The sequence below is a fragment of the Bacillus sp. PPSBB_2 genome, from assembly GCF_045291115.1.
Taxonomy (GTDB): Bacteria; Bacillota; Bacilli; order Bacillales; family Bacillaceae_G; genus Bacillus_A; species Bacillus_A cereus.
The window spans coordinates 3974887-3993864 of the sequence record NZ_CP147983.1 but is presented as its reverse complement, the minus strand read 5'-3'; the positions used below and the strand labels follow the sequence as shown (position 1 = coordinate 3993864).

The window sequence follows — 18978 nt, the reverse complement described above, 5'->3', positions numbered from 1 at the left end:
GATGAAAGTATATTCGAAAGATGACATTGTTGAACAAGCGAAAGAATTAGCAAAAATGATTTCTGAAACAGAAGAAGTTGATTTTTTTAAGAAAGCAGAGGCGCAAATTCATAAAAATGAAAATGTAAAGCGCGCAATCGATGAAATTAAAGCACTGCAAAAACAAGCAGTAAACTTGCAACATTACGGGAAATGGGAAGCTTTAAAAAAGGTAGAAGCTGAAATTGATGCATTGCAAGATAAGTTAGACAGTATTCCAGTCGTACAACAATTTAAATCTTCACAAACATACGTAAATGACTTATTACAGTTAGTTGCTAGTACAATTTCTAACAACGTAACAGATGAAATATTAATTTCAACTGGTGGTGATGTACTAAAGGGTGAAACTGGCGCAGCGGTAGAAAGTAAAAAAGGAAATTGTGGTTGTTAAAGAGATGTCATATTGACATCTCTTTTTTTGTGGATTAAACGTAAGGTCTTCTCAAAAAAAGAATGACACATTCCACTATTGTCACGCATATGATTAAGTGAATAGTTATTGAGGAGGGTTACGAATGTCCGAATTTAGAGAGATTATTACAAAAGCAGTGGTTGGAAAAGGACGTAAGTATACAAAGTCAACGCATACATGTGAATCGAATAATGAGCCAACAAGTATTTTAGGGTGCTGGGTAATTAACCACTCGTACGAAGCAAGAAAGAATGGAAAACATGTGGAAATTGAAGGTTTCTATGATGTGAACACTTGGTATTCATTTGATGGAAATACAAAGACTGAAGTTGTAACAGAACGTGTGAACTACACGGACGAAGTAAGTATTGGTTATCGTGATAAAAACTTTTCTGGTGACGATTTAGAAATTATTGCTCGTGTTATTCAGCCGCCAAATTGTTTAGAAGCACTTGTATCACCAAATGGTAATAAAATTGTTGTAACTGTAGAACGTGAATTTGTAACAGAAGTAGTTGGAGAAACGAAAATTTGTGTAAGTGTAAATCCTGAAGGCTGCGTAGAATCAGATGATGATTTCCAAATTGCTGATGATGAATTTGAAGAATTAGATCCGAACTTTATCGTTGATGCAGAAGAAGAGTAATAGAAAGCTAGGGAGAAGTTCTTCCTAGCTTTTTACTTTACATAAGTGGCGCTGAATGAACATGATTCTTTATGAAATATGTTATAATGAAGAAAGACTCCTGAAATAGGAGATAAGAGTGTCCGTGAAATGCGACATATATGAAAATAGATTATCATGTAAGAATTATGGAGGAAAAGTATGACTCAATATACGCCTATGATACAGCAATATTTAAAGGTTAAGGCAGATTATCAAGATGCCTTTTTATTTTTTCGCTTAGGCGATTTTTATGAAATGTTCTTTGAGGATGCTGTTAAAGCAGCCCATGAACTTGAAATTACATTAACGAGCCGAGATGGCGGTAGTAGTGAACGTATACCAATGTGCGGTGTACCATATCATGCGGCTAAAAACTATATTGAACAACTTGTTGAAAAAGGATATAAAGTAGCTGTTTGTGAGCAAGTAGAAGATCCGAAAACAGCTAAAGGTGTAGTACGTCGTGAAGTAGTACAATTAATTACGCCAGGAACGATGATGGAAGGGCGTACAATTGATGAGAAAGAAAACAACTTCTTAGCCGCATTAACACATTTTGAAGATGGATCATATGCATTAGCTTGTAACGACTTAACGACTGGACAAAATACAGTAACGTTACTGACTGGTTCAGTAGAAGATATTTTATTAGAAGTGTATGCAACTGGTTCGAAAGAAATTGTTGTTGATTCTTCATTTTCTAAAGATGAACTAAACAAGTTAACTGAAACATTGAAAATGACGATTTCGTATGAAGATGCAACGGCAATTCCGGAAGGATTAGAACATCTTGTGAAAAATGTTTCACAAGCAAAATTAATTAAAGCAGTTGGACGTTTATTTAACTATGTAATAAGAACGCAAAAACGTTCTTTAGATCATTTGCAACCAGTAGAAATTTATTATACGAATCAATTTATGAAAATTGATGTACATTCAAAGCGAAATTTAGAACTGACAGAAACACTTCGGACGAAAGAAAAAACAGGATCACTATTATGGTTATTGGACAAGACGAAAACAGCTATGGGTGGTCGTATGTTAAAACAGTGGATGGAACGTCCACTTATACAGAAAGAAAGAATTGAAGAGCGTTTAGAAATGGTTGAAACGTTTGTAAATGATTACTTCTTACGTGAAGATTTAAAAGAAAAGTTAAAAGAAGTATATGATTTAGAACGCTTAGCAGGAAAAGTTGCATTTGGTAACGTAAATGCAAGAGACTTATTACAATTAAGACGTTCATTACTTCAAGTGCCAGCTATTTTAGAAGCAATTAGTTTGTTAGATAACGCTTATGCATCGAGATTAATTCAAGGTGCAGATCCATGTGAAAGCTTAACAGAATTACTAGGAAGAAGTATTCAAGAAAACCCACCGCTTTCAATTAAAGATGGAGATATTATTAAAGATGGTTATAATGACAAGCTTGATCAATATCGTTACGTGAGTAAAAACGGGAAAACGTGGATTGCTGAGCTTGAAAAAAGAGAACGTGATATTACTGGAATTAAATCGTTAAAAATCGGATACAACCGTATTTTCGGTTACTACATTGAAGTAACGAAAGCGAATCTTGCAGCACTTCCAGAAGGTCGCTATGAACGTAAACAGACGCTTGCTAATGCTGAACGTTTCATTACAGATGAACTGAAAGAAAAAGAAACGTTAATCTTGGAAGCTGAAGAAAAAATCGTACAGCTAGAATACGATTTATTTACAGCACTTCGTGAAGAAGTAAAAGTATTTATTCCGAAATTACAACATTTAGCGAAAGTAATTAGTGAATTAGACGTACTGCAAAGTTTTGCGACAGTTAGTGAAGAAGAACAGTTTGTAAAACCTGTACTGACAACGAAGCGCGAAATCTTTATTAAAGATGGTCGTCATCCTGTCGTTGAAAAAGTATTGAACGGGAAATTGTATGTACCGAATGATTGTATTATGCCAGAGAATATGGATGTCTTTTTAATTACAGGGCCGAACATGTCTGGTAAAAGTACGTATATGAGACAATTAGCACTTGTAACGGTTATGTCGCAAATCGGTTGTTTCGTACCAGCAACAGAAGCAGTATTACCTGTATTTGATCAAATCTTTACGAGAATTGGTGCAGCGGATGATTTAATATCAGGTCAAAGTACATTTATGGTCGAAATGTTAGAAGCGAAAAATGCAATTGCAAACGCATCAGAAAGAAGTTTAATTTTATTCGATGAAATTGGACGCGGTACATCTACCTATGATGGTATGGCACTTGCACAAGCAATTATTGAACATATTCATGACCAAATTGGTGCAAAAACGTTATTCTCTACGCATTATCACGAATTAACGGTGTTAGAAGAGAGTTTAGATCAACTGAAAAATGTACACGTTTCAGCAATTGAAGAGAATGGAAAAGTAGTATTCCTTCATAAAATTCAAGACGGGGCAGCAGATAAAAGTTACGGAATTCACGTTGCGCAACTTGCAGAGCTTCCAGATAGCTTAATCGCCCGCGCGAAAGAAGTGTTAGCACAGCTAGAAGGACAGGAAGAAATTATTATTCCAAAACGAGTAGAAGTGAAAGTACAAGAAGCTGCTCCAGAACCTGTAGTTGTAAAAGAGGAAATAGCAGAAATACAGGAAACGAAAGTAGAGACTGAAGAAGAATCGCAACTATCTTTCTTTGGAGGAGAACAGTCTTCGAAGAAACAAGACAAACCTCTGCTAGATCAAAAAGAAACAGCAGTATTGGCGCAAATTAAAAAAATCGATTTACTTGATATGACACCTTTAGAAGCGATGAACGAATTGTATCGCTTACAGAAAAAGTTAAAGAAAGGATGAGTAAGTAGATGGGGAAAATTCGCAAACTCGATGACCAACTCTCTAACTTAATTGCGGCAGGAGAAGTAGTAGAGCGCCCTGCTTCAGTCGTAAAAGAACTTGTGGAAAATTCTATCGATGCGAATAGTACATCTATTGAAATCCACTTAGAAGAAGCTGGGTTATCGAAAATTCGTATCATTGATAACGGTGATGGTATTGCAGAAGAAGACTGTATCGTCGCTTTTGAACGCCATGCGACGAGTAAAATTAAAGATGAAAACGATCTGTTTCGCATAAGAACACTCGGTTTCCGCGGTGAGGCATTGCCGAGTATTGCCTCTGTTAGTGAATTAGAATTAATTACTAGCACAGGTGATGCGCCTGGTACACACCTCATAATTAAAGGTGGAGACATTATAAAGCAAGAGAAGACTGCGAGCCGAAAAGGAACAGATATTACAGTACAAAACTTATTCTTTAATACACCAGCGCGTCTTAAATATATGAAAACCATTCATACGGAGCTCGGGAATATTACAGATATCGTGTATCGTATTGCAATGTCACATCCAGAAGTATCGTTAAAACTGTTTCATAATGAAAAGAAATTGCTTCATACATCAGGTAACGGTGATGTAAGACAAGTACTTGCATCGATTTACAGTATTCAAGTTGCGAAGAAGCTTGTTCCAATTGAAGCTGAATCTTTAGACTTTACAATTAAAGGCTATGTAACATTACCAGAAGTAACGAGAGCATCTCGTAATTATATGTCAACGATCGTAAATGGTCGTTACGTTCGAAACTTTGTACTAATGAAAGCAATTCAGCAAGGATACCATACATTACTGCCAGTCGGCCGGTATCCAATTGGCTTCTTATCGATTGAAATGGATCCAATGCTAGTTGACGTTAATGTACATCCAGCGAAGTTAGAGGTTCGTTTTAGTAAAGAACAAGAATTGCTAAAGCTGATCGAAGAAACATTGCAAGCTGCATTTAAAAAAATACAGCTCATTCCAGATGCAGGCGTAACAACGAAGAAAAAAGAAAAAGACGAAAGTGTGCAAGAACAGTTCCAGTTTGAGCATGCGAAGCCGAAAGAACCATCTATGCCGGACATTGTTTTACCAACTGGCATGGATGCAAAACAAGAAGAACCGCAGGCTGTGAAACAGCCACCACAACTGTGGCAACCGCCGAAACAAGAATGGCAACCACCACAGTCGCTCATAAGAGAAGAACAAAGTTGGCAACCATCCACTAAACCGATAATCGAAGAACCAATTCAAGAAGAGAAATCGTGGGACAGTAATGAAGAGGATTTTGAACTAGAGGAATTAGAAGAAGAAGTTCGGGAAATAAAAGAGATTGAAATGAACGGGAATGACTTACCACCACTTTATCCAATTGGACAAATGCATGGAACATATATTTTCGCTCAAAATGATAAAGGCTTATATATGATTGACCAGCATGCCGCGCAGGAACGTATTAATTATGAATACTTCCGTGATAAAGTAGGAAGGGTAGCGCAAGAAGTACAAGAGTTACTTGTACCGTACCGTATTGATCTATCTCTTACTGAATTTTTACGTGTCGAAGAACAGTTAGAAGAACTAAAAAAAGTTGGGCTATTTTTAGAACAATTCGGCCATCAATCCTTTATCGTCCGCTCGCATCCAACATGGTTCCCGAAAGGACAAGAAACAGAAATTATCGATGAAATGATGGAGCAAGTTGTTAAACTAAAAAAAGTGGATATTAAAAAGTTACGTGAAGAAGCAGCCATCATGATGAGCTGTAAAGCATCCATTAAAGCGAATCAATATTTAACGAACGATCAAATATTTGCCTTACTGGAAGAATTACGTACAACAACAAACCCATACACATGCCCACACGGAAGACCGATTCTTGTGCATCATTCTACTTATGAGTTGGAGAAGATGTTTAAGAGGGTTATGTAGAGTGAATAAATTATATTTCAAAAGGGAGCAACATTTACTGTTGCTCCCTTTTCATATGTAGATTTAATAGTTAAACGAGAATATGGTGGAGTAATTTTACAGTTTATTTCTTGGTTGTGTTAGCTTAAATTTATCTATGTATAAAAAAGCGCTGTATACAGCACTTTTTAAAATGTGCATGAATTGTATCATTACTAACTAAATAACTATGCATGGCCAAATGTTGCTTCTTATTTGGCTAATTGTTATAAAGGTCTATACAATTACTTATTTTTATTATTATTAATTTTTTCAGTGTATAGAACTTGCTCTTTATAGTGCTTCTTAATTGGGAAGTTATGTGTACCTGTGCCGTTCTTGAATTTTTTATCAATGGGGTTCTTTAGAGGAACTGTTGTAGTTTCAGTAAATTCATATGGGTAATTTATTTTAGATTTATCTTCAAACATGAAAATGCCTCCTTTTAGGATCTCCTAAATTCTTTACTATAACATGATATGCATATAGATATTTTTTGGACTAGTTATTTATATAGGTTAATGGAATTTAATTACATAACTACTGAAACATTTTAAAGGAAAACAATTTGAGAAAGAAATGGTATGAATAGCTGTTGGCTCCTATTGTTGTTTTTTTGTTTGACAGCACAGTGAATTATGTATATAAATTCAATATAGATTGTTTTTATAATATGGTTTATATGGGATTTTCCTGATAATATAATGTGGAATATTATAGTGTTATTAGGTTATTAGGAACATTTAATGCTGTTTCATAACTGAAAGGGAATTGAAAAAAAACTGAAACTTTTCTCATAAAAATTCAATCTAACTTGAAAAATGAAAGGAAAATGAAATTTTCCAAAAGATATTCTTTGTTAAGATAAAAAGCATACATACAAAAAGTATTGACATATCTTAAAAATGTATTTTCAAGATATAGTGGGGGAAAAGATGAGATTAGAAAAACAATTAATAAAAAAGATGTATTATGAAACATTCCTAATGGAGAATGAAACAAAACCAACTCTTGACGTACTTGGACAAGTTTATGTAAACGAAGAAAAAAATGAGATTTCTGATGGGTCTTATATTCGTTTTGCACAAGGTGAATTTTATTATCGTCATCAAGATTTTGAAGCAGCTATTTTTAAATGGGAGAAGGTTAGTAATGAATTAGCACCATGGGCACAAAAAAATATTGCGGATGCTTATTTCGAACTGAATCAGTTATCATTTGCTGAAAATATTTATACTTCTATTACTACTGATAATAAAATATTGATGACCGAAATTAGACTACAATTACTTTCTCTTTACATTGAGCAAAATAATTTTGACTCAGCTTTCGGTGTTATTAAAGAAGCAGTTTCTTTAAATCCTGATTATCCGAATGTCACAAAAATTGCCCGTTCCTTTTATGAGGAACAGCAAGATTTTGATAGTGCAGTAGAGCTTGCTGTGAATGAGTTAATTCGCATAGAATCGTATCCTTGGTTTGAGGTGTTAAAAGGATATATCGATAAAGGGTTTACTAAACATATTTCACCAGACTATTTTTATGATGCATTAGCTACATTAAATAATGTAGATCAAGTACAATTTACGCAAATGGTTTCATCACTCTGGAACAGTTATAAAAATGAAAAAAATTACTTATTGTGGCTTAACACAATAAATGAATTTTTCTTACATATTGAAATACATTCGTCCGATATATGGAACAAAGTTTCTGCTCTTTACGAAGAAACGTACTTTGCATTAATTCAAGGTCAATATACGCTTAGACAATTAAACGATATCATTCCAAATCTGTTAGCAAATTGGTTAAAGGTAGTCAATCCATCTTATGCTGTATTTCCATCTGCAGCTGTATTGGCATGGGATGAGATTTTCCCTTCCAAAATAGATTCAGCAAATATAGAACATGCGGAAAACTTACTGTCACATTCTATTAATCATGTAAATGGCTTAGAGTACAGCTTACACCTTTTTGAATCTATTACACAGTGGGCACAAAAGCAGAATATAGAAATAGGTCACCGATTTAAATGGTTAGTTGACGAGCTCGCAGATTTAAGAACAAATCGTATTTTAGTAACGGGAACTTCAGGGAGCGGAAAAACTACATTTATTAACTCTATATTAGGAGAAAATATATTAGAAAAATCAATTTCAAATGTAGTAGTTTTAAAAAATGATGCTCATATAGAAATAAACGCTATAACAGACTCAGCAATTACAACAACGGAAGATGTCTCTGATTACCATAATATGATGTCTCAGCACTATCAAACATATAGAGATAGAGCGTGTGTTGAATTTAAATTACCATGTAGATTTTTAAATGAAAATAAACTTACATTTGTAGTGACACCTGGCTTTAATAGGAATAACGACACTAGAGATGAGATATTCGAATATTTAAATTCTGTAGACGAATTACTGTTCGTATTGAATGCGGATTCACCTTTTACTGATAAAGAACGTGACATTCTATTAAGTATTCAAGAGCATACGCCAAATTTACAAATTCATTTCTTATTAAATAAAATCGATAACATTTACAGTGAAGCAGAAGTGAAAAGGGTATTACATGATACGGCAACGAGAATAAACACATATTTCCCGTATGCGAGAATTGTCCCTTATTCCTCGTTATATACAAGTAGTCAACAATTAAATGATTTAACTGAGTTTATTCATTTTAACTTTAATCATAAAAATATCGATGCAGAACGTACTGAAAAGTTATTATTTTTCATTCGAAAAACAATTACATATCTTTTGGATAAACGTGTTGAGAAAGAAAATAATCTGGTGGATGCTATTAATTGGAATGAAGATATGCTAGTGAAACTAAACGGTAGCATTAATAACCTTACTACATTTGAGAGGGAAAAAATTCATTTCATTACACAATCGTATCGTTCAATGAAGACTGAAATTACAAATGATCTTACTGAAAATATTCCGAAGATATTAAAGAGCTGTTCTAATTTAATTAGTGAAGAAAGTGATTTCGGGCACATGGATACGGAACTAAATAAAGCAATGAATGAAAGAGTGCATAAATATTTAGAACAAACTGTGTTACCTAATCTGGCTCTTTCTATGCAAAATTGGATTGCAACTTCTAATAATGAGCTTCTTCAAAGTCAAACATATTTAGAAGAACTTAGTGAAGGGCTTAATTCACTATTTGGAGAAAATAGAATACAGTTAGAATGTGACTTTAAAGTACTTGATGACTGGCGCAGAGATACTGACAGGATGACGACTAGAATACAAATGGATGAAGTAAATATTTTACGTCGATTTACGCCAGCACAATTTTTACTGAAAAGTGCTGGTAAATTATTTGGAGTTCTTCCTAAAAATAAATCTATGCTATATAACAAATACAAACAGTATGTAGAAAATGAAGATTATACTGAAGTAACGGCTTCTATTATGAAGAAATTTTTCTTGCAATTTGAGCTGTTTGAAAACACACAAGAGCGAGATATTAATATATTCTTTAGGAATCCATTTAACTCCTTAAAGCAAGCTGTAGAAAACACGCATTTAGAAATACAAGAAAAACAAGAGATATTACATAAGATGAAATCAAATCCTGAAATCTATCACGATTCTATCATGCTCTTTGAATTGAGATTGCGTCAATGTGAAGTGATTTTAAATATAGGTGATGATAATACTTTTGCGGATGTAGTTTTAGAAACAAGCGTAGAATAAAAAATCTGATGTGTTATAAGAAAGTAAAAAGGAGCAACTGTAATAAGTTGCTCCTTTTTCATATAGATTATTTTTCTGTTTCTTTAATTTTAGTTTGTACTTCGCCAGTTTTAATTTTATTACTTTCTGAGAAACGTAATAAATCGCCTTCAATAATTTTGTCAGACATTCGTAATTCATTTTGTGCACGTTTAATGAGGGCTTGAGCTTCTTTTTTTGGTAAATCTACAATTTCACCTGTTATACGGTCGTAGAAAGTGTTGTTTTTGTATGCATACTTATCTGTAACGAAGCTACCATCACGTAAAACAACAAAGCCAGTATATTCATCTGAAAACATATCATGGCCAAAACGGATATCATTCGTAGAATCAACACCTAATAAATTTAGAATAGTAGGTTTCATATCGATTTGTCCCGTAGGCTTTGAAATAGTTTGACCTTCTGTTTGTCCAGGAATATGAATATATAAAGGTGTACGTTGTAAATTTAAAGTATCAAATTCTGTTATTTGATCTTTTTCTAAAAACTGTGCCATTGCACGATTATGTTTTTCGGAAATGCCATAATGATCACCGTATAACACAATAATAGAATTATCGTAAAGCCCCTCGGCCTTTAGACGTTCAATAAATTTTTTAATGGATTCGTCTAAGTAACGTGCTGTTACGATGTAACGATCAAATACGCCATTACCAGAGTTGTATGGTTCAATGAATTTTGTATCTTCATCATACGTAAATGGATAATGGTTTGTTAAAGTAAGGAAACGAGCATAGAATGGTTGATTAACAGTTTTTAATATATCTACTGATTGATCAAAGTATTCGATATCTTTTAATCCCCAATTTAAATTTGTTTCTGGCGTGATTTTGTAATCAAGTTCATTATAGTAACGGTCATAACCAAGAGTGGAGTACATAATATTACGATTCCAAAATGTTGCGTTATTCGCATGAAATACAGAAGTGAAATAACCTTGCTGACGTAAAATTTCTGGAGTTGCAGTATAATCATTGTTACCGTGTGTAAAGAATACAGCTCCTCGATTTAATGGATACAACGACGTATCGATTAGAAATTCAGAATCAGATGTTTTCCCTTGACCAGTTTGATGGAAAAAGTTATCAAAGTAATAACTTTCATTTATGAATTCATTTAGGAATGGTGTAACTTCTTGCCCGTTCACTGATGCGCCTATTAAGAAGGTCTGCAAGGATTCAAGAGTGACGACAATTACGTTTTTTCCTTTCGCTGCACCAAACATATTAGGGTTTGGCTCGCTTTGATTTGCTTTTACGTAGTTTTCAGTTTCTTGTAATTTACTACTATCAGCAAGTGCTTTTTGTGACCCAGCTTTTACTTGCAGTGTTAAGTCATATACTTGGTGAGTATATAAGCCTAAATTTTTGACAAGCATGACTCGGTCGAATGATCTTGTTAATAATTCAGGGCGCTCTTTTTCTGCAAGATGTAGATTCGCAAAGAATACACCAATCGTTAAAAGAAAGTATAACAAGCGCGTAGAATGAGTTACACGTTCTGTTTTAAAGACCAATGATTTCTTTTTTAATAAAATAAAGAAGAAAACAATGTCTACGAATGCGAGTATAATTTTGTAGTTTAATATTTCTATAATACTGCCGCCTAATTGGCCAAAGTTTGAGGTTTGTCCAAGTACTGGTAATGTAACGAAATCATTATAAAAATCATAGAACATTACATTTCCAACAAGCACGATTGTTAATAAGAAATTAATACAGAGCGCTATATAATTTCGCTTTTCACCAGTTGCAAATAATGCTAATCCAACAAATGCTAATGATGCGGCTAGAGGGCTAATAAACAAAATGAGCTCTTGCGTCGAAGACTCGATTTTTAAATCAAAACTGAATCGCGTAATAAGATATGTTTTTAACCATACTGCTAAACCCATTATTATAACAAAACTTATATTTTGTATTTGTAAATTTATTTTGTTCTTCATTTTTACACCTTCTTTATATAATTTATTTAACTAAAGTTATATATTATGTTTTTATAACTATTAGAGTGTGATGAACCATTTAGATTTTGTTTTCTAAAGGGAATAATTTGAAGTATTCATATATATAATGGGGTTTTTTAAAGCGTAGTAGCATAAATATAACTCTTTTTGAGAAACGGGCAGAACAAGTCATAGTTGTAGTGAAATTGACTTATAGACATCCTACCATATTAAACACTATGATGATGTTACAAAATATCGAACAAATAAAAGTGAAAATGGATAGAGACTTTTAAAACGGTTGACATTCAATTTATTAGAATTGAATGTCAATCGTTTTAAATATACAGTTATATTACATATGTATTTTGTAAAATCAAAATCTTTTGTCTGTTAATCATTAGCCGTGAAGGGTAGGGGACTTATTAATATACTTTTACTATATAAGTAAAGTGTTTTGAAATTGAAAATATTTGATTGACATCTTAATGATAAAAATTAAATGTCAGATAAGTACTTTCCAACATACAGACCACTTGCAGCTGCTTGAGATAATGAATGCGTAACGCCTGAACAATCTCCAATTAAAAATAGCCCATGTACACTAGTTTCAAAATGATTATTAATTTTTATCGTAGGAGCATAGAACTTTCCATCAATTCCATATAGTAAAGTATGTTGATCGATAGGCTCTTGTATAAATTGTTCTAAACCTAATAAAAATTCTTTTAGCCCTTCAATATATAATTGAGGAATTTCTTGATTCAAATCTCCATAATCTCCCTGTAGTGTAGGTTGTATACGATTATGTTCCATGCTGTTTTCCACCGTAGGTTGTTTCTTTAGTAAGTCCTCTAAGCGCTGTATAACAATCCGATCTCGTCCTTGGTTAATGCCTTGAATAATTGAACTTGCGTATACATTTGCTTCTTTGAGAGTTGGAAAATAGCGAGGAATAAATAAAGTGAAATTTAAGTTAGAAGTGCCAGTTCCTTGCTCTCGAAAATTTTGACCGTCAGGCATAACTAAACCTTCTTCGTACTTTCGAATGATGCGTCCTTTTGGATTCATACAGTAAGTAGTTGCTATGAAATGCTCACCTTGATAAGAAAGTTTTGTTTCAAAAGTATCTTTTAATATAGAGCGTAATTGATGTTCTTTCATTTCTACTCTAATTCCTAAATCTACACGTGTTTGCTCCTGAGAAATATTTAGGGAACTGCACATTTCTTTTAACCAATCGGCTCCAGAGCGCCCAGTTGCTAATACTAGTTGCTTAGTTTGAACTGTTCCTTGATTTGTCTCTATTGTAAAATGATCTTCCTGTTTCAGAATATGTTGTACATCTATATGAAATTGGATCTTTATTTTCGTCAGTAAAAATTCATAGAGCTGCTGAAAAATGTTACTGGAAAGTGTAGTACCAAGATGTCTTACTTCTGTTGTTAGCATTTGTAAACCACACGCTTCAGCTCTCTTAGTGAGACTTGAATTTTCAGTAGAATATTTTGAAACCGAACTTCCACCAAACTGACATAGAATTTCATCTACTTCAGCCATGAGTTGTATAAAACCCTCTTTACCGACTTTTTTCTCAAGTTCTCCGCCAAATCCGTTTGTATAATTAAATTTCCCTTCAGATTTGCCTAAACCACCAAACCCGAAATATTTATCACATGTAGTACAATTACACACTTTTCCTTCGTCTAAAGGACAATGGCGATCTTCTAGCGCTTTACCTTTATCAAGAATTAAAACTTTTTTGTTACTTTTAGCTAGTGAATAAGCCATAAAAATGCTACTTACTCCAGCGCCGATAATCGTAACATCATACATATTCTTCCACCTGCTAACGAATAGTTTGTTTTTTATTTTTCTAGTGTATAACAATTTTATGAAGTTAAGAAATAGCTTTTATTAATAAAGTGGGAGTTTTTGAACTTGATGCTTTATTAATTTCTACGAGTGGTGGAGTAAATACAAAAATTTTTATTTGAAAGAAAAAATAGTTTGAAAAATAACTATGTCATATGATTAATAACATCTTACATAGAAAAAAACAGACCTTTTAAGTGAAGAGGTCTGTTAATGATTTTAAATCTTATTTAGCAAACACATGGTTACCAATTACTGCTACTGTTTGACGTGTCGTAATCCACTTGTCTGTTGATGTTTTTGGATTGTAGAAATAAAGCCAGTCAGAATGTACTCCATTTGTGGAGATAGCCTCTTCTACAGCCATTTTTGCTTCTGTGCTTGCAGGCTGATTAATTCTTCCATCTGTAACAGGAGTAAATGCATATCCGTATTTAATAGGTTCATAAATAACGCCTGTTATTGTATTTGGAAAACCTTTTGCATTTACACGATTTAGTATAACTTTCGCTACTGCTACTTTTCCTTTATACGATTCGCCACCTGCTTCAGCAGTAACTAAGCGTGCCATTAAGTCTTTTTCTTTTTGTGAAATGCTTGAGTTGATTTTTAAATGTTGTCCTGTATAAAGCTTGTTTCCGACTGTATTGTTCATTTGTTTTATAGATTGGACAGTGACATTGTAACGCCTTGCTATCGTTTCTAATGAATCTCCCGGTTGTACTTGATAAATAATTTGTCCAGAAATGTTCGCAGGCTTGGCGTTTTGAGGAACAGTGATTTCATTTGATTTCACGGACCCTGGAATATGTAACTGTTCGCCAATAAAGGTTTGATCGTTTCTTTTATTATTAGCCTGTTTAATGGATTGTATTGAAACTCCGTATTGTTTACTAATGCCCCAAAGTGTATCGTTCTTTTTTACTGTATGAATGGTAGAAGCTTCAGCTGTGCTTTGACTACATACGAATGTAATTGCAGCTGCAGATAAAGGGATTATATGTTTTAGTTTTAGTAATTTCATTGTAAATCCTCCTAAGAAAAAATTAAGGTGAAACTATTAAGTAATGTAGTTTGAAATGTATATATGCGTAATATATTAATGTAATTATATTAGAACATATAAAATAAATAATCACTATAAGTTTCATATTCGTGTAGTGTAGAGTCCGAATATGAAATATTGCATATGAAAATACATTGAAGTTCATATTTCTGATTACTATAATCTATTTAGTAGAAAGGGAATACGTTATAGAAACGAAATCATTATAGATTAATATAATGATTAATTATTAATAGGAGGATTAATGCAATGGAAATATTTCGAAAAATGTGTGCGTCAACTGTAATCATTACAACACTTTTAGGAACAGGGGGTACTATCAATAGTGTACATGCTGATTCTATAGAACAGCAGATTAAATCAGGGATAGAACAAGAAACAGATAAGCAAATCATTGTAAAATTTAAAGCGGATTTGGATTTGCCATATGAAGATGGTATTGAAAAACAAATACAATCTCAAACGAATGATAAAGTAATAAAAGATCTTTTGACAGAATATCCAGATGTAACATTTACTCGTTTATTCACATCTGTAAGCCCGGAACAAATACAAAACCTTGAAGTGAAAGCACCTAATCATGTATCTACAAGTTTATTAAACTACTATATTCTTCAAAATCAAAATAGTGGGTATGAAGAAGAAATAGTAGATAAGTTAAAGGCATCTTCTTTAATAGAAGATGCATATATGAAGAGAAAAGAGAAAATAATGCCACCTGAAGTGCAATCATCAAGTGTAGCTCTTAATCCTAGTAACAATCCTAGATTTAAAAAGCAAGGTTATCTTGAAGCGGCCCCATACGGTATTAATGCGCCTTTCGCCTGGGAAATTCAAGGCGGTAATGGAAATGGTATCACTTTTGTTGATATGGAATACGGATGGCTATTAAATCATGAGGATTTATTACATCAAAATATTGAATTAATGTCTGGAAGAAATATAGATCAGCATGTCGGTCATGGGACGTCTGTACTAGGAATTGTATCCTCTGAGGACAATGAAGTCGGGAATATTGGGATTGCGCCAAAAGCGAAAGCAAAGGTTATCTCTCAAATAAGAGATAACGGACAGTATAATACGGCTGATGCAATATTAAGCGCTGTAAATCAGTTAGAAGCTGGGGATGTTTTATTGTTAGAGGCGCAAGCATCTTTCGATGGATATGGTGATAAATATTTACCTGTTGAAGTACAACCAGATATCTTTGATGCAATTCGTGCTGGTACAGATAAAGGGATTGTAATTATAGAGGCTGGAGCAAATGGGTGGAATGATTTAGACCAGTTCAAAGATAGAAAAGGTAAGCAAGTCTTAAATCGTAATAGTAAAGATTTTAAAGATTCGGGTGCAATTATGGTAGGCGCTGGCTCTTCATCTTTCCCTCATGAACGTATGTGGTTTTCGAATTATGGAAGCCGTATTGATGTGTACGGATGGGGAGAAAATGTAGATACAACTACAGCTGAACAAAGTAGAAGTGCTGTAAATCTTTATACTTCAAGCTTTAGTGGAACATCTAGTGCTTCGCCAATTATTGCTGGGGCAGCGACTTTAGTACAAAGCATTGCTAAAGAAAATTTAGGACAACCATATAGACCTAGTGAACTAAGAGCAATATTAAGCAACCAGAGCACAGGAACAAAATCTAAAGATCCATATGCAGATAAAATTGGTGTTTTACCAGATTTGAAGTCTATACTAGTAAACTTAGGCTATGAACAAAGAAAACCAAACGGTGGGAATGAATTACAAGTAACAGAAAATGAACCAAATAATGAGCCTAGACAGGCAAATAAAGTTAACTTTCATACACCGGTGAAAGGAACGCTACATAATAGTGATAGAGTAGATGTATTTACTTTCCAAATTGACTCGCCGGAAAATATTAATATTTCTTTACTAAATGAACAAAATATCGGAATGACATGGGTACTTCATCATGAATCAGATTTAAATAACTATGTAGCATATGGTGAAAATGAAGGCAATGTAGTTAAAGGAACTTATAATGCAAAGCCAGGTAAATATTATTTATACGTCTATAAATATGAGAATAAAGGTGGTTCATACGTATTGAACATAAAATAAGTAAAAGGAACTTCAGATGAAGTTCCTTTAAATTTTTCTAATTTAGTATATGTGAATGATTTTTTAACTTTACTTCTATGCAATATTTCATATTGATGAAATATTATTTATTTTTTCTGAACTAGCTTATATTATATTCAATAAGTTTGATATAAAAACAGAAAAAGAGAGGGATAATAATGAGCAATAAGAAGTTAATTTTGAAATTATTCATATGTAGTACAATATTTATCACATTTGTATTTGCTTTACATGATAAGCAAGTAGTTGCAGCTAGCTCTGTTAATGAGCTTGAAAATTGGTCGAAATGGATGCAACCTATACCTGATAATATCCCGTTAGCACGAATTTCAATTCCAGGAACACACGATAGTGGGACGTTCAAGTTGCAAAATCCGATTAAGCAAGTATGGGGAATGACGCAAGAATATGATTTTCGCTATCAAATGGACCATGGAGCTCGCATTTTTGATATAAGAGGACGTTTAACAGATGATAATACGATAGTTCTTCATCATGGGCCATTATATCTTTATGTAACACTGCATGAATTCATAAACGAAGCGAAACAATTTTTAAGAGATAATCCGAGTGAAACGATTATTATGTCCTTAAAAAAAGAGTATGAGGATATGAAAGGGGCAGAAGATTCATTTAGTAGTACGTTTGAAAAAAATTATTTTGTTGATCCTATCTTTTTAAAAACAGAAGGAAATATAAAACTTGGAGATGCTCGTGGGAAAATTGTACTACTAAAAAGATATAGTGGTAGTAATGAATCTGGAGGATATAATAATTTTTATTGGCCGGATAATGAGACGTTTACCACAACTGTAAATCAAAATGTAAATGTAACAGTACAAGATAAATATAAAGTGAGTTATGATGAGAAAGTAAAATCTATTAAAGATACAATGAATGAAACGATGAACAATAGTGAGGATTTAAATCATCTATATATAAATTTTACAAGCTTGTCTTCTGGTGGTACAGCATGGAATAGTCCATATTACTATGCCTCTTATATAAATCCTGAAATTGCAAACCATATAAAACAAAAGAATCCTGCGAGAGTAGGCTGGGTAATTCAAGACTACATAAATGAAAAGTGGTCACCATTATTGTATCAAGAAGTTATAAGAGCGAATAAGTCATTAATAAAAGAATAAAGATGATGAGAGTGAGAAGCGATAAAATATATCGCTTCTTTTTATTTTTAAAGTGGATGAGTAAAAAAACACGAAAGTGGTTGGTCCGCTTTTTACAAACATCTATTATGATAAGAGAAGAAAGGTAGTATGTTATCAACGTTTTAAAGAGGAAGGTTTTTATGTAAGTTCTTTAATTAAAATAGATGGGTCTTAGAGAGGTGAAAAGACAATGAGTTTTGCAATTTCACTAGTCGTTATTATTGTAATTGTATCGCTATTTGGGACTGTACTAGTTGCAAGAAACGTGGAGGAGAATTACGGAAAGTCTACAAAGAGAAATGTGAAAAACTTATCAACTATTTATATTATCCTTCTTTTCGTACTACTTGTTGGAGTAACGTGGTATGCAGTAGTGATTTAATAGTTTTTAAAGAAAAAGGTTAATATTGTGTATGATGGAGGAAGATGATTTTGATAAAAAATGAACGTCACGTTTTAATTGTTTTTCCGCATCCAGATGATGAGTCATATTGCGTGGCGGGTACAATTTTAGCTTATGTCCAGCGGAATGTTCCTCTAACTTATGTTTGCTTAACGTTAGGTGAAATGGGGAGAGCGATGGGAAATCCTCCTTTTGCAACACGTGAATCATTATATGCTATAAGAGAGAAAGAACTAAAGAGGGCTACAAATATTTTAGGTATTAAAGATTTACGTATGATGGGATATCGTGATAAGACCCTTGAATTTGAAATTCCTGGAGAGTTAAGACGTGTAATACAAAAATGTGTAGAAGAATTGAATCCTTCATTGGTCATTTCTTTTTATCCGGGATATGCAGTTCATCCAGATCATGATGCAACAGGAGAAGCGGTGGCTGCGGCTTTAGCTACTATTCAGGAAAATAAAAGACCAACGTTTTATGCGGTAGCTTTTTCAAATAATCATGAAGTGGAAATAGGTCCGCCACATTTTAAAAATGAAGTGAAAGAATATGTTCCAAAAAAGCTAGAAGCATTGCAAGCACATGCATCACAGTTTACGACTAAAGTAACAGAACTAAAAAGAGAGTATGAAGATGGTGTACCGGAAACAGTCGAGTGGTTAGAAAGAGAACCGTTTTGGATATATTCATTCAAAGATAAAAATAAGTGATGCTACAGCTG

The 18978-nt window shown here is 33.3% G+C and carries 13 protein-coding genes; 9 read left to right on the top strand and 4 right to left on the bottom strand.

Going from position 1 to position 18978, the window contains the following annotated elements:
* Window position 1 precedes the first annotated feature (1 nt).
* The 4 genes from V6946_RS19895 to mutL all read left to right on the top strand — a co-directional run bounded on the left by V6946_RS19895 (window position 2) and on the right by mutL (window position 5905).
* Window positions 2–433, top strand: coding sequence for a RicAFT regulatory complex protein RicA family protein (locus tag V6946_RS19895; RefSeq protein WP_000870461.1), 432 nt, complete (start codon window positions 2–4; stop codon window positions 431–433).
* Window positions 434–557: 124 nt separating this feature from the next.
* The gene (gene cotE / locus V6946_RS19890; protein WP_001288799.1) at window positions 558–1100 is read left to right on the top strand and encodes an outer spore coat protein CotE; all 543 of its coding nucleotides are present in this window, start codon (window positions 558–560) and stop codon (window positions 1098–1100) included.
* A gap of 180 nt (window positions 1101–1280) precedes the next feature.
* Window positions 1281–3953: a DNA mismatch repair protein MutS gene (mutS, locus tag V6946_RS19885; RefSeq protein WP_000196026.1), complete on the top strand. Its 2673-nt coding sequence runs from the start codon at window positions 1281–1283 to the stop codon at window positions 3951–3953.
* Between the two features lie 8 nt (window positions 3954–3961).
* Complete coding sequence (gene mutL, locus V6946_RS19880; protein WP_000516465.1) at window positions 3962–5905, top strand: DNA mismatch repair endonuclease MutL; 1944 nt, start codon at window positions 3962–3964, stop codon at window positions 5903–5905.
* A gap of 263 nt (window positions 5906–6168) precedes the next feature.
* Here the strand turns inward: mutL and V6946_RS19875 are convergent, their stop codons facing one another.
* On the bottom strand, window positions 6169–6354 hold the full coding sequence (locus V6946_RS19875; protein ID WP_000461138.1) for a hypothetical protein: 186 nt from the start codon (window positions 6352–6354) through the stop codon (window positions 6169–6171).
* A gap of 504 nt (window positions 6355–6858) precedes the next feature.
* Here V6946_RS19875 and V6946_RS19870 point away from each other — a divergent pair.
* Window positions 6859–9642: a dynamin family protein gene (locus V6946_RS19870; protein ID WP_006922164.1), complete on the top strand. Its 2784-nt coding sequence runs from the start codon at window positions 6859–6861 to the stop codon at window positions 9640–9642.
* A 67-nt stretch (window positions 9643–9709) separates the two neighbouring features.
* Here V6946_RS19870 and V6946_RS19865 read toward each other — a convergent pair whose 3' ends face one another.
* From V6946_RS19865 to V6946_RS19855, 3 genes are all read right to left on the bottom strand, one after another.
* Window positions 9710–11629, bottom strand: coding sequence for an LTA synthase family protein (locus tag V6946_RS19865; RefSeq protein WP_006922163.1), 1920 nt, complete (start codon window positions 11627–11629; stop codon window positions 9710–9712).
* Window positions 11630–12127: 498 nt separating this feature from the next.
* On the bottom strand, window positions 12128–13465 hold the full coding sequence (locus tag V6946_RS19860; protein ID WP_006922162.1) for an NAD(P)/FAD-dependent oxidoreductase: 1338 nt from the start codon (window positions 13463–13465) through the stop codon (window positions 12128–12130).
* A 265-nt stretch (window positions 13466–13730) separates the two neighbouring features.
* On the bottom strand, window positions 13731–14528 hold the full coding sequence (locus tag V6946_RS19855) for a cell wall hydrolase (protein WP_366981323.1): 798 nt from the start codon (window positions 14526–14528) through the stop codon (window positions 13731–13733).
* A 291-nt stretch (window positions 14529–14819) separates the two neighbouring features.
* Between V6946_RS19855 and V6946_RS19850 the strand changes: the two genes are divergently transcribed.
* From V6946_RS19850 to bshB2, 4 genes are all read left to right on the top strand, one after another.
* Entirely contained in the window at window positions 14820–16661 is a 1842-nt protein-coding gene (locus tag V6946_RS19850) for a peptidase (RefSeq protein ID WP_006922160.1), read from the top strand.
* A 179-nt stretch (window positions 16662–16840) separates the two neighbouring features.
* Window positions 16841–17830, top strand: a complete 990-nt coding sequence (gene plcA, locus V6946_RS19845) for a phosphatidylinositol diacylglycerol-lyase (protein ID WP_000066288.1) — start codon at window positions 16841–16843, stop codon at window positions 17828–17830.
* A gap of 211 nt (window positions 17831–18041) precedes the next feature.
* Window positions 18042–18233, top strand: coding sequence for a hypothetical protein (locus tag V6946_RS19840; RefSeq protein ID WP_000006467.1), 192 nt, complete (start codon window positions 18042–18044; stop codon window positions 18231–18233).
* Window positions 18234–18286: 53 nt separating this feature from the next.
* Window positions 18287–18967, top strand: a complete 681-nt coding sequence (gene bshB2 / locus V6946_RS19835) for a bacillithiol biosynthesis deacetylase BshB2 (protein WP_042867561.1) — start codon at window positions 18287–18289, stop codon at window positions 18965–18967.
* Window positions 18968–18978: the final 11 nt, after the last annotated feature.

Coding starts and splice junctions, on each gene's coding strand:
- plcA (WP_000066288.1), top strand. CDS start 16,841: ATGAGCAATAAGAAGTTAATTTTGAAATTATTCATATGTAGTACAATA.
- V6946_RS19840 (WP_000006467.1), top strand. CDS start 18,042: ATGAGTTTTGCAATTTCACTAGTCGTTATTATTGTAATTGTATCGCTA.
- V6946_RS19865 (WP_006922163.1), bottom strand. CDS start 11,629: ATGAAGAACAAAATAAATTTACAAATACAAAATATAAGTTTTGTTATA.
- V6946_RS19875 (WP_000461138.1), bottom strand. CDS start 6,354: ATGTTTGAAGATAAATCTAAAATAAATTACCCATATGAATTTACTGAA.
- V6946_RS19855 (WP_366981323.1), bottom strand. CDS start 14,528: ATGAAATTACTAAAACTAAAACATATAATCCCTTTATCTGCAGCTGCA.
- V6946_RS19860 (WP_006922162.1), bottom strand. CDS start 13,465: ATGTATGATGTTACGATTATCGGCGCTGGAGTAAGTAGCATTTTTATG.
- mutS (WP_000196026.1), top strand. CDS start 1,281: ATGACTCAATATACGCCTATGATACAGCAATATTTAAAGGTTAAGGCA.
- V6946_RS19895 (WP_000870461.1), top strand. CDS start 2: ATGAAAGTATATTCGAAAGATGACATTGTTGAACAAGCGAAAGAATTA.
- cotE (WP_001288799.1), top strand. CDS start 558: ATGTCCGAATTTAGAGAGATTATTACAAAAGCAGTGGTTGGAAAAGGA.
- V6946_RS19870 (WP_006922164.1), top strand. CDS start 6,859: ATGAGATTAGAAAAACAATTAATAAAAAAGATGTATTATGAAACATTC.
- mutL (WP_000516465.1), top strand. CDS start 3,962: ATGGGGAAAATTCGCAAACTCGATGACCAACTCTCTAACTTAATTGCG.
- V6946_RS19850 (WP_006922160.1), top strand. CDS start 14,820: ATGGAAATATTTCGAAAAATGTGTGCGTCAACTGTAATCATTACAACA.